We start from the raw sequence: 13195 nt of genomic DNA, 5'->3' as shown, positions 1-13195 counted from the left end.
AAGGAAGCGATATCGATGGGCTCTTCACGCGTACCCGGATTGCTGTACACGGCGGCGGCGGTGACGGCCGTCGCGGCGTTGGCCGCGCGCGGCGCGGGAAGACCTGGGTCGCATCGTGAACGGCGTGAGAGCGGCCCGCAACACCACGAGCGTCGGGCATCCGTGACGTTCCCGACGTGTGCCGCCCGCAGCCATCAGCGCGCGCCGGCGCGCGTGCACGCGAGCGAACCCACCGCCGAGGTGGAGGCACACGTCGAAGCGGCCCGCACCTTCAACCACAGCTCCGCGCTGCTCGCGCTGTCGGTGCTCGCCGACAGCGCGATGGAGCACTACCGCGGCTCGTTCGACAACCCGGCGATGTTCACGCCACTCGTCAGCGCGAGTCTGTCGCTCGCCGCGGGCCTGCATGGTGGCGCGGATCGTCGCGGCCAGACGCATCGCGCGCGCCGTGCGATCTATCTGAGCGCGGCGGCGACGGGCATCGCCGGCACGGGCTTCCATTTCTACAACGTGATGAAGCGGCCGGGCGGCTGGAGCTGGAACAACCTGTTTCACGCGGCACCGCTCGGCGCGCCGAGCGCGTTGCTGCTGTCAGGCGCGCTCGGTGCCGTCGCCGAACGCTTGCGCGACGAGCCCGCAGTCGACCCGCAACTGCTCGGCATGCCGGCCGGTCAGGCGCTCGGTCTGCTGGTCGCGGCGGGTCTCGTCGGCACGGTGGGGGAGGCCGCGCTGCTGCATTTTCGTGGCGCGTTTCAGCATCGCGCGATGTACGCGCCGGTCAGCATTCCGCCGATCACGGCTGCGCTGCTCGCGCATGCCGCGCTGTCCGCTCCGCGCGAGCGCTGGTACACGCGGCTCTGGTTACGCATCACGACCGTGCTCGGCTTTGTCGGCGCGGGTTTTCACGCGCGCGGGATCGCGCGTCGTCAGGGCGGCTGGCGCAACTGGAGCCAGAATCTGTTCGACGGGCCGCCGCTGCCCGCGCCGCCGAGCTTTTCCGCGCTGGCGCTCGCCGGGCTCGCCGCACTGCGTCTGCGGGAGACTGAAAAATGACCAACCGACCACGCTCGACCCGAGTTACCCGCTATCCCGGCTACGACGTGCTCGACAAACGCACGACGCCGTCGTGGGACGCGCACACCCGCGCGGTGATCGCCGAACGCCTCGCGACACCGCTCGAGCCGCGCTTTTTCAACGCGGTCGAATGGCTCGCGGTCACGTTGCTGTGCGCCCGCATCGTGCCGCAAGCGAATGCGCAACCGGTGGTGCCGCTCGCCGCCCTGCTCGACGCGCGGCTCGCCGGCAATGGCAACGACGGCTACCGCGACGCCCGTTTGCCGCCGATGCGCGACGCCTGGCGCATCGGCCTCGCCGCGCTCGATGCCGAGTGCCGCGAGCGCGGCGGCCTGCCGTTCGCGAGCCTCGCGGAGGACACGCAGATCGCGCTGCTCGGCGAGATGCAGCGCGGCGAACTGACGAACCCCGCGTGGCGCGGCATGCCGTCGAAGCTGTTCTTCGGCGAGCGCGTGCTGCACGACATCTGCGGGCTCTACTACTCGCACCCGCACGCGTGGAGCGAGATCGGCTTCGGCGGCCCGGCGAATCCGCGCGGCTATGTGCGCATGTACCTGAACCGGCGCGATCCGTGGGAGGCGGTCGAAGCGACGCCCGACACCCATGAGCAGGCCGCGAAGGAGAACCGCCGTGTCCGATGACGCGCAGCAACGGCCACGCGGCAAGGACGGCCGCGCACCCGACGTGTTCCAGCGCGGCGGCTGGGTGCCGATGCGCACGTACCCTGACGGCGAGGAGGTCGATTTCGCGATCGTCGGCACCGGCGCCGGCGGTGGCACGCTCGCGTGCCGGCTTGCGGAAAAAGGCTTCAAGGTCGTCGCGTTAGATGCCGGCGCGTGGTGGCGTCCGCTCGAAGAGTTCGCGTCTGACGAAGCGCATCAGGAAAAACTGTTCTGGACCGACGAGCGCATCTGCGACGGCGACAATCCGCTGAAGCTCGGCAACAACAACAGCGGCAAGGCGGTGGGCGGCAGCACGGTCCATTTCGCGATGGTGTCGCTGCGCTTTCGGCCCGCGTGGTTCAAGTCGCGCAGCGTGCTTGGCTATGGCGCCGACTGGCCGCTCGACTGGCGCGAGATGTGGCACTACTACGGCGAGGTCGAGGACGCGCTGAAAATCTCCGGACCGGTGAATTATCCGTGGGGGCCGAAGCGGCCGCGCTATCCGTATCGCGCGCATGAGCTGAACGCGGCGGCGCTGGTGCTCGCGCGCGGCGCCGAGGCGCTCGGCATCGGCTGGAGCCCGACGCCGCTCGCGACCCTCTCCGCGCCGCGTGGCCGCGCGCATCCGTGCGTGTACCGCGGCTTTTGCGTGTCCGGCTGCGCGACCAACGCGAAGCAAAGCGCGCTCGTCACGTGGATCCCGCGTGCGCTGCAAGCCGGCGCCGAGGTGCGCGATCTGGCGATGGTCGGCCGCGTCGTCACCAACGACGCGGGGCTCGCCACCGGCGTCGAATATCTGCGCGAAGGACGCTGGCGATTCCAGCGCGCGAAGCACGTGGTGGTGGCCGGCTACGCGATCGAAACGCCGCGCCTGTTGCTGATGTCGGCCAACAGCCGCTTTCCCGACGGACTCGCGAACAGTTCGGGACTCGTGGGCAAAAACCTGATGGCGCAGTCGAATCAGGCCGTCTACGGCACCTTCGATGAAGACATCCGCTGGTACAAGGGGCCGCCGTCGCTCGCGCTCACCGAGCACTGGAACTACGAAGACAAGGGCAAAGATTTTTTCGGCGGCTACTGCTACATGAGCCAGGGGCCGCTGCCGAACGGATGGGTCGCGGTGCAGAATGGCCGCGGCTTGTGGGGCGACGCGCTCGGCGCGGAGATGCTCAAGTACAACCACCAGGCGGGGCTGAAGATCGTCGGCGAGATGCTGCCGCAGCAGCGCAACCGCGTGACGCTTGCCGACGAGAAGGACCAGTACGGGCTGCCGATCGCGCGCGTCACCTATTCATGGTGCGACAACGACAAGCGGCTCATCGCGCATTCGCTCGACTTCATGGAGCAGGCGCTCGCGGCCGCCGGCGGCAAGGAGATCTGGCGCGAGACCGACGACACCTGCCACCTGAACGGCACTGCGCGTATGGGTGACGATCCGTCGACGAGCGTCGTCGACGCGGACTGCCGCAGTTGGGACATCCGCAACCTGTGGGTGTGCGACGGCTCGGTGTTTCCGACCGTGGGCGGCGTGAATCCGTCGCTGACGATTCAGGCGATCGCGTGTCGCACCGCCGAGCGCATCGCCGCGCTGGCCGCGCGCGGCGAGTTGTAGGGGCAGTGTTGCCCACGCGCATGAACCGCAGTCCGAAACGATGGAGTACTCACTGCGCGACCCGGATGGTTACACAACATGCTCTCCATGCATCGAACATTGACCCAAGTCATGTTTGAGGCGCAAAAACGTCCTCTTTTTCGATGCCCGCCTGCATGGTGCAATGCAAAATCCATAGAAAGGCCGGGCTTGCTGGCCTCACCATACCCTGCAGGTATGAAAAAGGACAGGAAAAGTATTGGACGGGCCAAACGGGCGAAGGGTATAAAAACATCCAATGAACTCACTTCCCGCCGCAGCCGCCATGACCCAAGCGACCATCGAACGTATCGAAACCCGCCTCGTCGATCTGCCGACGATCCGCCCTCACAAGCTGTCGGTCGCCACGATGTACGGGCAGACGCTGATGCTGGTCAAGGTGTACTGCAGCGACGGCATCGTCGGGATTGGCGAAGGCACCACGATCGCCGGCATGGCCTATGGCCCGGAAAGCCCCGAAGCAATGAAGCTCGCGATCGACGCCTACTTCGCCCCGGCGATGATCGGCAAGGACGCGACGCAGATCCAGGCGCTGATGGCGCACCTCGGCAAGCTGGTCAAGGTCAATCATTTCTCGAAGAGCGCGCTCGAAACCGCGCTGCTCGACGCGCAAGGCAAACGTCTCGGCGTGCCGGTGAGCGAACTGCTCGGCGGCCGTCGCCGTGAGCGCCTGCCGGTTGCGTGGACGCTCGCGTCGGGCGATACCGCGAAGGACATCGCCGAAGCCGAGCACATGCTCGACGTGCGCCGCCACAAGGTCTTCAAGCTGAAGATCGGCGCGAAGGAACTGAAGACCGACATCAAGCACGTCGCCGAGATCAAGAAAGCGGTCGGCGAGCGCGCCGCGGTGCGCGTCGACGTGAACATGGCGTGGAGCGAGACCCAGGCCGCCTGGGCGATTCCGGCGCTGGCCGACGCGGGCTGCGATCTGGTCGAGCAGCCGGTCGCGTCCGCCGCGGCGCTCGCGCGACTGATGCGCCGCTTCCCGGTCGCGCTGATGGCCGACGAAGTCCTGCAAGGCCCGGACAGCGCGTTCGAGATCGCGAAGAACGGCGGCGCCGATGTGTTCGCGATCAAGATCGAACAGAGCGGGGGCCTGTTCGCCGCGCAGCGCGTGGCCGCGATCGCAGATGCCGCCGGCATCGAGCTGTACGGCGGCACGATGCTCGAAGGCGCGTTCAGCACGGTGGCGTCGGCGCATCTGTTCGCGAGCTTCGCGAATCTGCAATGGGGCACCGAGCTGTTCGGGCCGCTGCTGATCACCGAAGACATTCTGACCACGCCGCTCGACTACAGCGACTTCGAACTGACCGTGCCGAGCGGCCCGGGTCTCGGCATCGAACTCGACGAGGCGAAGGTCGAACGATTCACGCGAGACGGGCTGATGAAGGTCACCCGCTAAACGGATTCAGATCAAGAGGATTCAACGATGCTTTTCCATGTACGAATGGACGTGCACCTGCCGGTCGACATGCCGGCCGAAGTGGCGAACGAAATCAAGACCCGCGAGAAGGCTTACTCGCAGGAGCTCCAGCGTAGCGGCAAGTGGCGTCATATCTGGCGCCTCGTTGGCGAGTACGCGAATTACAGCATCTTCGATGTAGAGAGCAATGCCGAACTTCACGACATTCTGTCCGGCTTGCCTCTGTTCCCGTACATGAAGATTTCGGTGACGCCTCTGTGTCGTCACCCGTCGTCGATTCGGGACGGCGACATCTGAGCCCAGGGGCCAGGCGCTTTTGACGGCGAGCGCATCCAAAGCCATCTTTTCCCCCTATACCAACTGGAGACAGTCATCGTGAGCGTCAAAGTATTTGAAACCAAAGAAGTGCAGGATCTGCTGAAAGCCGCTTCCAACGTCGATGCCGGGAATGGCAACGCGCGTTTCCAGCAGATCGTTTTCCGTCTGCTGGGCGACCTGTTCAAGGCAATCGATGACCTCGACATCACGCCCGACGAAGTCTGGGCCGGCGTCAACTATCTGAACAAGCTCGGTCAGGACGGCGAAGCGGCGCTGCTCGCGGCCGGCCTCGGTCTCGAGAAGTATCTCGACATCCGCATGGACGCCGAGGACAAGAAGATCGGTCTCGAAGGCGGCACGCCGCGTACGATCGAAGGCCCGCTGTACGTCGCCGGCGCGACGGTGCGCGAGGGCGTCTCGAAGATCGACGTCAACCCGGACGAAGACGCGGGCCCGCTCGTGATTCGCGGCACGGTCAAGGATCTGGACGGCAAGCCGGTCGCCGGCGCGGTCGTCGAGTGCTGGCACGCGAACTCGAAGGGCTTCTACTCGCACTTCGATCCGACCGGCGCGCAGAGCGACTTCAACCTGCGCGGCGCGGTGAAGACCGGCGCCGACGGCAAGTACGAGGTCCGCACGCTGATGCCGGTAGGCTACGGCTGCCCGCCGCACGGCTCGACGCAGCAGCTGCTGAACGTGCTGGGCCGTCACGGCAACCGTCCGGCGCACGTGCACTTCTTCGTCAGCAGCGACGGCCATCGCAAGCTGACCACGCAGTTCAACATCGAAGGCGATCCGCTGATCTGGGACGACTTCGCGTATGCAACGCGCGAAGAGCTGATTCCGCCGATCGTCGAGAAATCCGGTGGCGCGGCGCTGGGCCTGAAGGCCGATACGTACAAGGAGATCGAGTTCAACTTCACGATCACGCCGCTGGTCCAGGGTAAGGACAACCAGCTCGTCCATCGTCTGCGCGCTTCGGCCGAAGCGTAATCGCACGAGGCGGCGCCGTGGCGACACGGCCGCCGCCTTTCGTTGCCAACGGCCGGCGGTCTTGCCGGCCGAATCCCTGAAGTGTCGAGGAGTTGTGACGCCGGACAACGCCGCGTTGACGCGGCGCTTCACCGATAGCGCCGATGGTGTGTTGTGGCTGACCAGCTCCACGTTGCCCGGCCAGGTGCAGGAGCTCGACGAGCTCGTCCGCGAATTGCGGTGTCGACGTGATCGTGGCACTGGCTGCGCCCGTACCGACGATGCAGGCAAGGATCAGCGACGCTTTCGTCAGGTGCACACGCAGCGGATTCCAGCGACGGAGCAGGTGCGGCTCTTTCATTGGGTTTGTCAGCTTCGGATCGTGCACGCGCGCTGGGTGACGGCCCCGGATTCGCCTCGCCCCAACCGGCTTGCTGCGCAGATCGATCGCTTTGCCGATACGCACCGAGCATGCGCTCCTGGTATCGCGTAACGGTCTCGAGGGAAGTGTCCAGGTTACGTCGAGGATGGATCGCCATCGCGCGGCGCATTGAGCATCCGCTCCACATAGCGCGCGATCAGATCGATCTCCAGATTCACCTTTACCCCGTCGTGCAGATGCTTGAGCGCCGTCACCTGCACGGTATGCGGAATCAGATTGATTGAAAACTCGCAGCCGTCGTCGCGATCAACGACGGAGTTCACGGTCAGGCTCACGCCATTGACCGTAATCGATCCCTTGTACGCGAGATAACGACCGATGTCGCGCGGCGCGAGAATGCGCAGCTCGTGCGATTCGCCGACCGGCGCGAAACGCGTGACGATACCGAGTCCGTCGACGTGTCCGGACACGATATGTCCACCGAGCCGGTCATGCGCGCGCAGCGCTTTCTCGAGATTGACCTCGCCGGTTTCGCCGAGACCGGCCGTGCGGTTCAGGCTCTCGCGCGACACGTCGACCTCGAACGAATGAGCGGTCTTCGCGACCACCGTCATGCAGGCGCCCTGGATCGTGATGCTGTCGCCGAGCTGCACATCGGCGAGGTCGAGCCCGCCCGCCTCGACGTTCAGGCGCACGCCCGCGTCGCCGCCCGTGCCGAGCGGCTTGACTGATTCGATGCGGCCCACTGCCGCGACGATTCCTGTAAACATCGTGCTAGTCCTTGATCATTTCGAAACGGTGGGAGACACGGTGTCGGTCCCGGGTAAGGCTGTCGGCGCGAAACGCGCGAGGATCCGCAGATCGTCGCCGATCCGCTCGACCGTGTGGAAATTCAGCTTCACGCGGTCTTCGAGCTGGTCGGGCGCGTCCAGATTGAACATGCTCATCGAGTCCACGCCGAGCAGGCTCGGCGCGAGATAGACCAGCAGTTCATCGACGCAGCCTTCGCGCAGCAGCGAACCGTTCAGCTTGTAGCCGGCTTCGACGTGCAGTTCGTTGACGTGACGCTCGCCGAGCACGCTCAGCATGCACGGGAGATCCACCTTGCCGAACGCGTTCGGCAGCGGCACGATCTCGGCGCCGCGCTCGCGCAGCGCGCTCGCGCGTTCTTCGAGACGTGCGTCGAGCTCGCCGCAGAAGATCAGCGTCGGCGCGCCGGCCAGGATCTGCGCGTCGAGCGGCACGTCGAGCTGGCTGTCGATCAGCACGCGGTGCGGTTGGCGCGGTGTATCGACCGCGCGCACGGTCATGCGCGGATTGTCCTCGCGCACAGTGCCGATGCCGGTCAGGATCGCCGACGCGCGCGCACGCCACGCATGACCGTCGGCCCGCGCGGCCGCGCTCGTGATCCACTGGCTCTCACCCGACGGCAAGCCGGTGCGGCCATCGAGCGACGCCGCCACTTTCATGCGCACCCACGGACGGCCGCGCGTCATGCGCGACACGAAGCCGATGTTCAGCTCCCGAGCTTCGTTCGCGAGCAGCCCGCAGCGCACTTCGATACCGGCTTCGCGCAGCCTCGCGAGACCGCGGCCAGAGACCTGCGGGTTGGGATCTTCCATCGCCGCGATCACGCGGCCGATCTGCGCTTCGATCAGCGCGTTCGCGCACGGCGGCGTGCGGCCGAAATGGCTGCACGGTTCGAGCGTCACGTAGGCGGTCGCGCCGCGCAGGTCGTGGCCGCGCGAGCGCGCGTCCTTCAGCGCGCGAATTTCGGCGTGATCCTGGCCGGCCGGCTGCGTGAAGCCTTCGCCGATCACCTCGCCGTTTCTGACGAGCACGCAACCGACCCGCGGATTCGGGTCGGCCGTGTACATGCCGCGCTTCGCGAGCGCGAGCGCGCGTTCCATGTGGACGAAATCGGTTTGCGAGAACATCGGTGTCCGTTGTGGTGCGGTGTCTGGGTCGTGCGAGTTGCGGCCTTTGCTTCGGGCCCGGCTTCAGCCTTTCAACGCTGCGAACGCGCCGCGCGCGGCGTCGATCGTCGCGTCGATCACCGCGTCGTCGTGCGCGCTCGACACGAAGCCGGCCTCATACGCGGACGGCGCGAAGTACACGCCCGCGTCGAGCATCTTGTGGAAGAACGCGTTGAAGCGCGGCACATCGCTCTTCGTGACGTCGGCGAAGCTCGTCGGGATCGATTCGCGAAAGTAGATGCCGAACATGCCGCCGAGCGCATCGGCCGCGAACGGCACGTCCGCTTCGCGTGCCGCCCGCGCGAGCCCTTGCGCGAGATGCGTGGTGCGCGCGGCGAGCGTGTCGTAGAAGCCGGGCGCCTGGATCAGCTGAAGCGTCTTCAGGCCGGCCGCGACCGCGATCGGATTGCCCGACAGCGTGCCCGCCTGATAGACGCCGCCGAGCGGCGCGAGGTGAGCCATGATGTCGCGCCGGCCGCCGAACGCCGCCGCCGGCATGCCGCCGCCGATTACCTTGCCGAGGCAGGTGAGGTCCGGCGTGATGCCGTAGAGTTGCTGCGCGCCGCCGAGCGCGACGCGGAAGCCGCACATCACTTCGTCGAAAATCAGCACCGCGCCGTACTCGGTGCACAGGCGCCGCAGTGCCTGCAGGAATTCAGGGGTCGCGCGCACGAGGTTCATGTTGCCAGCGACCGGCTCGACGATCACCGAGGCGATCTCGTTGCCGAACGCCTTGAACGCTTCTTCGAGCTCGGCGACGTTGTTGTATTCGAGCACGGTGGTGTGCTTCGCGATATCGACCGGCACGCCCGCCGAGGTCGGATTGCCGAAGGTCAGGAGGCCCGAGCCGGCCTTCACGAGCAGGCTGTCCGCGTGGCCGTGATAGCAGCCTTCGAACTTGACGATGCGGCTGCGGTTCGTGAAGCCGCGCGCGAGACGCAGCGCGCTCATCGTCGCCTCGGTGCCGCTCGACACCATGCGCACCTGGTCGATCGACGGCACCAGCTTGCAGATTTCCTCGGCGATCTCGACTTCCGACTCGGTCGGCGCGCCGAACGAAAAGCCATTCACGAGCACGCGCTGCACGGCTTCCAGCACTTCGGGATGAACGTGGCCGAGGATCATGGGGCCCCACGAGCCGATGTAGTCGGTATAGCGCTGGCCGTCCGCGTCCCAGAAGTACGGGCCTTGCGCGCGCTCGATGAAACGCGGTGTGCCGCCGACGGAACGGAAAGCGCGCACCGGCGAATTCACGCCGCCGGGGATCGTGCGTTGCGCGCGTTCGAAGAGGGTTTCGTTTCTGGACATGGCGATGGCTGGTATAGGGAGCAGGGGTTGCGCAGCGGCGCAAAGGGCCTCGGACGATTCCCGCGGACCCTTCGCGCGATGCTGGGATGGATCGAGAAATTGTACCGGAGTCGGCGCCGGCGGGCTGTGCGGGCGGGCGGTCGCGGCGGCGCGTGTTTCGCCTAGCTGCCCGGTGCGGGTATCGTCGGCGGCTTGCGCCTGCCGGTCAATTCGGCCCAGCGCTTCTCCAGCGCGCCTTCGGCGATCGGCTTGATGATCGTGCCCGAGCTTTGCGCATCCCACGTCTGCACCGAGAACGGATGCACACGCAGCTGATCGCGCGTGATGACCGGCGCGTGATGCGCATCGACGAGCCAGTCGTAGACGAAATCGATGCACAGCCGGTAGCCGCGTTTGGTCGACGCGTCGGGGACTTCGTAGGGCGCGCGCGTCACGTAGCCCGAACCGAAGATGCCCTTCGGCGCCTGCGCGACGCGATGCAGGAACACGCGATCGCCGGGCAGGATGCCGCGCGCAAAGCCGCAGCCCCACACGTCGGCCACCGCGTCGCCGGCCGCCACGCGTTTCGCGATGTCGGGCAACTCGGGCCACGGCCATTTTTTGGGGCTCCAGATCAGCAGGAAGGCGGTCATCGCGGGTTCGAACGGGATCAGGGGAGGGGCGTTGCGCGAGGTCGAGCGTTTATGTCGGGCCGTCAAGCTGCGCATACGGAAGCGCGTTGGGCATGCTGGCGGCAGCTTAACCGATCGAGGCTGATTGCGCCGCGCGGCGCTGTCGCGCAACGTCCACGCAGCGGGCCACGAGCGCCGTCAGCGGATTAACCGTCGCGTACAATCGAGCCGGTCAACTGATGGCCGTTCCCGCTTCGCCCGTTCCGCTGCCGATGCCGGCGCGGCGTTCCATCCGGATTTCCCATGTCTCACGTCGTCAGACGCCGGCCCGATGGCCGGCTGATCCTGTTGCTCGGCGCGCTGGCCGCGTGCGGGCCGATTTCCATCGACATGTATCTGCCGAGCCTGCCGACCATCGCGCAGGCCTTCGCGGTCGGCACGGGCGCCGCGCAATCGACGCTCACGAGCTTCATGTTCGGCTTTTCGATCGGCATGCTGCTGTACGGTCCGCTGTCCGATACCTATGGCCGTCGGCCGATCCTGCTTGGCGGCATCATCATGTATGCGCTCGCGAGCATCGCCTGCTCGCTGTCGGTCTCGATCGGCTCGCTGGTCGGTTTCCGCTTCGTGCAGGCGTTGGGCGCGGGCGCGGCGTCGGTGCTGGCTCGCGCGATCGCGCGCGACGCGCACGAGCCGGGCGACGCGGCGCGCGTCCTGTCGATGATCGCGATCGTCACGGCGATCGGTCCACTGCTCGCGCCGCTGATCGGCGGACAGTTGCTGCTGCTGGGCGGCTGGCGCGCCGTGTTCGTCGCGCTGACGCTGTTCGGTTCCGTGTGCGCGGTGACCGCATTCCTGAAGGTGCCGGAGACGTGGCCGCGCGAGATGCGCGCGCAGTCGGCGCTGCTGAAGTCGTTCGGCGCGTATGGCACGCTGCTGCGCGATCCGGTCGCGTGGGGACACATGTTGTGCGGCGGCATGGCGTTCGCGTCGATGTTCGCGTACATCACGGCGACGCCGTTCGTATACATCGAGTATTTCCACGTGTCCGCGCAGCACTACGGCTTCCTGTTCGCGCTGAACATCGTCGGCATCATGGTCGGCAATTACCTGAACACGCGGCTCGTCGGCCGGCTCGGGCCGGTGCCGATCATCTCGTTCGCGGCGACCGTGAGCTTCGTCGCGTCGCTGTTCGTGTCCGTCGTGTCGCTGACGGGGTGGGGCGGCTTATGGTCGATCGTGTTCGGGCTGTTCTTCGTCGTCAGCGTGGTGGGCGTATTGTCCGCCAACTGCACGACCGATCTGATGCATCGCTATCCCGCCAACGCGGGCGCCGCGGCGGCCGTGTTCGGCGCGGTGCAGCTCGCGCTCGGCGCACTGTCGAGCCTCGCGGTCGGACTGTGGCAGGACGGCACGCCGAAGGGCATGGGTATCGTGGTCGGCGTGGCGGGCTGTCTGTGCTTTGTCGGACGCATGCTCGTGATGCGTTGGCACGGGACGAAGTCGCCGGTTGCGGCTGTGTGAGCGTGTTGTCCGGATATCGTGGGTGAGCACTGCGCGAGCGCTGTGAAAACGGCGTGAGAACTGGATGACGATCGTGCTATTGCGGCTGTGGGCATCGGCCGACGCGTGAGTTCATCGGACGCGTCTCCGGAAAACACCTGGTGTTGCGCGCGCACCACCGTGCGTCGCGGTTTGCATTGCTATGATGAAGTCACTGTTCCTCGGAGCGGCAATCATGGCGATCAAAGACCTGATGAACGGCGAACGGCAATTTGCCGCATTCGCCGAAGCGCAACGGCTGGCCGACAGCGGCGCTTATTACGATTACACCGACATCGAATACGTGTTGCGCTTTGATCACGGTTTGACGGATGTATCGGCTCTGCTCGATAGCCAGTTGATGCATCGCGATCTGAATCGTCGTTGCGCGGATGCGCGCGAAAAGCTCGAGATGGCGGACGCGTGATGCGTGTTGCGTCGTGCGCGGGTTCGTGCTGAATGAAGCACGGCGATGAATCGCTCCGAGATTTTCACTTCTGGAGTGGTGGATGACCGATAGCCCGCACGCCTCACGTTTGCCCCACACCGACAATCCGGCCGCGCTGGCGAAACCCGGCGGCCACTACAGTCATGTCGCGGTCGCGAATGGCTTCGTCTTCGTGTCCGGGCAATTGCCGATCAACGCGCAAGGCGAAAAGCTCGCCGATGCGTCGTTCGACGCGCAGGCCGAACAGGTTCTGGCCAATGTGAAGGCGGCGCTCGAAAGCGTCGGCAGCAGCGTCGCGCAACTGGTGCAGGTGCGCGTGTATGTCGTCGATGTCGAACATTGGGCGAGTTTCAATCAGATCTATGCGGGCTGGGCCGGCGAGGCAAGGCCGGCGCGCGCGGTCGTGCCGGTGCCGCAGTTGCACTATGGGTTCAAGATCGAGGTTGAGGCGGTGACGGTGGTTTGAATTCGACATTACAGCCATATAGCAACTACGGCATGACTTTCTCTGTGGCGGCCGCTAGTTCTCGACATAAAGAACTCATGCCGATCGGGCAAGATGACGTTGAAAGCTTGGCGATTCTGGAAAGATCGTCAGTGTCTAGCGTCGTATCGATGTGGCGGAGCACAAAGGCTTTCAACGACGGATTACGTTTTATCAATACACCTAGTTGCGGCAAAGTGTGCCAGTGATCCACTAGGGAAACGCTGATTAATGGAGCTCGGCGGTCATCGCTCACGTAGCCGAAGACGTTATAGAAGGCAGCTCACAGAACGGACTCACGAGGATGAAGAGGCAGATCGGCTTCGCGGAAGCGGAAATTGCAG

13 protein-coding genes and 1 pseudogene are annotated in these 13195 nt (G+C 65.8%); 10 read left to right on the top strand and 4 right to left on the bottom strand.

Going from position 1 to position 13195, the window contains the following annotated elements; genetic code table 11:
• Nucleotides 1–15: 15 nt before the first annotated feature.
• The 7 genes and pseudogenes from F6X40_RS33575 to F6X40_RS43675 all read left to right on the top strand — a co-directional run.
• Nucleotides 16–1053, top strand: a complete 1038-nt coding sequence (locus F6X40_RS33575) for a hypothetical protein (protein ID WP_187630787.1) — start codon at nucleotides 16–18, stop codon at nucleotides 1051–1053.
• Nucleotides 1050–1715 carry a gluconate 2-dehydrogenase subunit 3 family protein gene (locus F6X40_RS33570; RefSeq protein ID WP_187630786.1) on the top strand — a complete coding sequence of 222 codons (666 nt, stop codon included), beginning with the start codon at nucleotides 1050–1052 and terminating at the stop codon, nucleotides 1713–1715. The genes F6X40_RS33575 and F6X40_RS33570 overlap by 4 nt, the downstream gene beginning before the upstream one ends.
• The gene (locus F6X40_RS33565; RefSeq protein WP_187630785.1) at nucleotides 1705–3348 is read left to right on the top strand and encodes a GMC family oxidoreductase; all 1644 of its coding nucleotides are present in this window, start codon (nucleotides 1705–1707) and stop codon (nucleotides 3346–3348) included. Before F6X40_RS33570 ends, F6X40_RS33565 begins: the two co-directional genes overlap by 11 nt.
• A 304-nt stretch (nucleotides 3349–3652) precedes the next feature.
• Nucleotides 3653–4789, top strand: coding sequence for a muconate/chloromuconate family cycloisomerase (locus tag F6X40_RS33560; protein WP_187630784.1), 1137 nt, complete (start codon nucleotides 3653–3655; stop codon nucleotides 4787–4789).
• A gap of 27 nt (nucleotides 4790–4816) precedes the next feature.
• Nucleotides 4817–5107, top strand: a complete 291-nt coding sequence (catC, locus tag F6X40_RS33555) for a muconolactone Delta-isomerase (protein WP_090801477.1) — start codon at nucleotides 4817–4819, stop codon at nucleotides 5105–5107.
• Nucleotides 5108–5185: 78 nt separating this feature from the next.
• Nucleotides 5186–6121, top strand: coding sequence for a catechol 1,2-dioxygenase (gene catA, locus F6X40_RS33550; protein WP_187630783.1), 936 nt, complete (start codon nucleotides 5186–5188; stop codon nucleotides 6119–6121).
• Nucleotides 6122–6218: 97 nt separating this feature from the next.
• A pseudogene (locus F6X40_RS43675) lies at nucleotides 6219–6398 on the top strand (hypothetical protein); the annotation flags it as partial.
• 218 nt (nucleotides 6399–6616) lie between these two features.
• Here F6X40_RS43675 and F6X40_RS33540 read toward each other — a convergent pair.
• From F6X40_RS33540 to F6X40_RS33525, 4 genes are all read right to left on the bottom strand, one after another.
• Nucleotides 6617–7252, bottom strand: a complete 636-nt coding sequence (locus F6X40_RS33540; protein WP_184058078.1) for a riboflavin synthase — start codon at nucleotides 7250–7252, stop codon at nucleotides 6617–6619.
• 15 nt (nucleotides 7253–7267) lie between these two features.
• Nucleotides 7268–8419, bottom strand: a complete 1152-nt coding sequence (ribD, locus tag F6X40_RS33535; RefSeq protein ID WP_187630782.1) for a bifunctional diaminohydroxyphosphoribosylaminopyrimidine deaminase/5-amino-6-(5-phosphoribosylamino)uracil reductase RibD — start codon at nucleotides 8417–8419, stop codon at nucleotides 7268–7270.
• A 63-nt stretch (nucleotides 8420–8482) separates the two neighbouring features.
• Nucleotides 8483–9766, bottom strand: coding sequence for a glutamate-1-semialdehyde 2,1-aminomutase (gene hemL / locus F6X40_RS33530; RefSeq protein ID WP_187630781.1), 1284 nt, complete (start codon nucleotides 9764–9766; stop codon nucleotides 8483–8485).
• 161 nt (nucleotides 9767–9927) lie between these two features.
• Nucleotides 9928–10398, bottom strand: a complete 471-nt coding sequence (locus tag F6X40_RS33525; RefSeq protein WP_187630780.1) for a hypothetical protein — start codon at nucleotides 10396–10398, stop codon at nucleotides 9928–9930.
• A gap of 282 nt (nucleotides 10399–10680) precedes the next feature.
• Between F6X40_RS33525 and F6X40_RS33520 the strand changes: the two genes are divergently transcribed.
• From F6X40_RS33520 to F6X40_RS33510, 3 genes are all read left to right on the top strand, one after another.
• Nucleotides 10681–11901 carry a Bcr/CflA family multidrug efflux MFS transporter gene (locus tag F6X40_RS33520; protein WP_187617177.1) on the top strand — a complete coding sequence of 407 codons (1221 nt, stop codon included), beginning with the start codon at nucleotides 10681–10683 and terminating at the stop codon, nucleotides 11899–11901.
• A gap of 214 nt (nucleotides 11902–12115) precedes the next feature.
• Nucleotides 12116–12346, top strand: coding sequence for a hypothetical protein (locus F6X40_RS33515; RefSeq protein ID WP_090805429.1), 231 nt, complete (start codon nucleotides 12116–12118; stop codon nucleotides 12344–12346).
• Between the two features lie 82 nt (nucleotides 12347–12428).
• Nucleotides 12429–12833: a RidA family protein gene (locus F6X40_RS33510; protein ID WP_187630779.1), complete on the top strand. Its 405-nt coding sequence runs from the start codon at nucleotides 12429–12431 to the stop codon at nucleotides 12831–12833.
• The last annotated feature ends 362 nt before the right edge of the window (nucleotides 12834–13195 follow it).

Origin of the sequence: Paraburkholderia sp. UCT31 (assembly GCF_014397655.1) — a bacterium.
Classification (GTDB): domain Bacteria; phylum Pseudomonadota; class Gammaproteobacteria; order Burkholderiales; family Burkholderiaceae; genus Paraburkholderia; species Paraburkholderia tuberum.
The sequence above is the reverse complement of the archived record's forward strand: the minus strand, read 5'-3'. Positions and strand labels throughout refer to the sequence as shown.

What these genes read in the sequence shown, in the direction of transcription:
- F6X40_RS33575 (WP_187630787.1), top strand. Translation starts at nt 16, where the DNA reads ATGGGCTCTTCACGCGTACCCGGATTGCTGTACACGGCGGCGGCGGTG.
- F6X40_RS33570 (WP_187630786.1), top strand. Translation starts at nt 1,050, where the DNA reads ATGACCAACCGACCACGCTCGACCCGAGTTACCCGCTATCCCGGCTAC.
- F6X40_RS33560 (WP_187630784.1), top strand. Translation starts at nt 3,653, where the DNA reads ATGACCCAAGCGACCATCGAACGTATCGAAACCCGCCTCGTCGATCTG.
- catC (WP_090801477.1), top strand. Translation starts at nt 4,817, where the DNA reads ATGCTTTTCCATGTACGAATGGACGTGCACCTGCCGGTCGACATGCCG.
- F6X40_RS33540 (WP_184058078.1), bottom strand. Translation starts at nt 7,252, where the DNA reads ATGTTTACAGGAATCGTCGCGGCAGTGGGCCGCATCGAATCAGTCAAG.
- ribD (WP_187630782.1), bottom strand. Translation starts at nt 8,419, where the DNA reads ATGTTCTCGCAAACCGATTTCGTCCACATGGAACGCGCGCTCGCGCTC.
- hemL (WP_187630781.1), bottom strand. Translation starts at nt 9,766, where the DNA reads ATGTCCAGAAACGAAACCCTCTTCGAACGCGCGCAACGCACGATCCCC.
- F6X40_RS33525 (WP_187630780.1), bottom strand. Translation starts at nt 10,398, where the DNA reads ATGACCGCCTTCCTGCTGATCTGGAGCCCCAAAAAATGGCCGTGGCCC.
- F6X40_RS33520 (WP_187617177.1), top strand. Translation starts at nt 10,681, where the DNA reads ATGTCTCACGTCGTCAGACGCCGGCCCGATGGCCGGCTGATCCTGTTG.
- F6X40_RS33515 (WP_090805429.1), top strand. Translation starts at nt 12,116, where the DNA reads ATGGCGATCAAAGACCTGATGAACGGCGAACGGCAATTTGCCGCATTC.
- F6X40_RS33510 (WP_187630779.1), top strand. Translation starts at nt 12,429, where the DNA reads ATGACCGATAGCCCGCACGCCTCACGTTTGCCCCACACCGACAATCCG.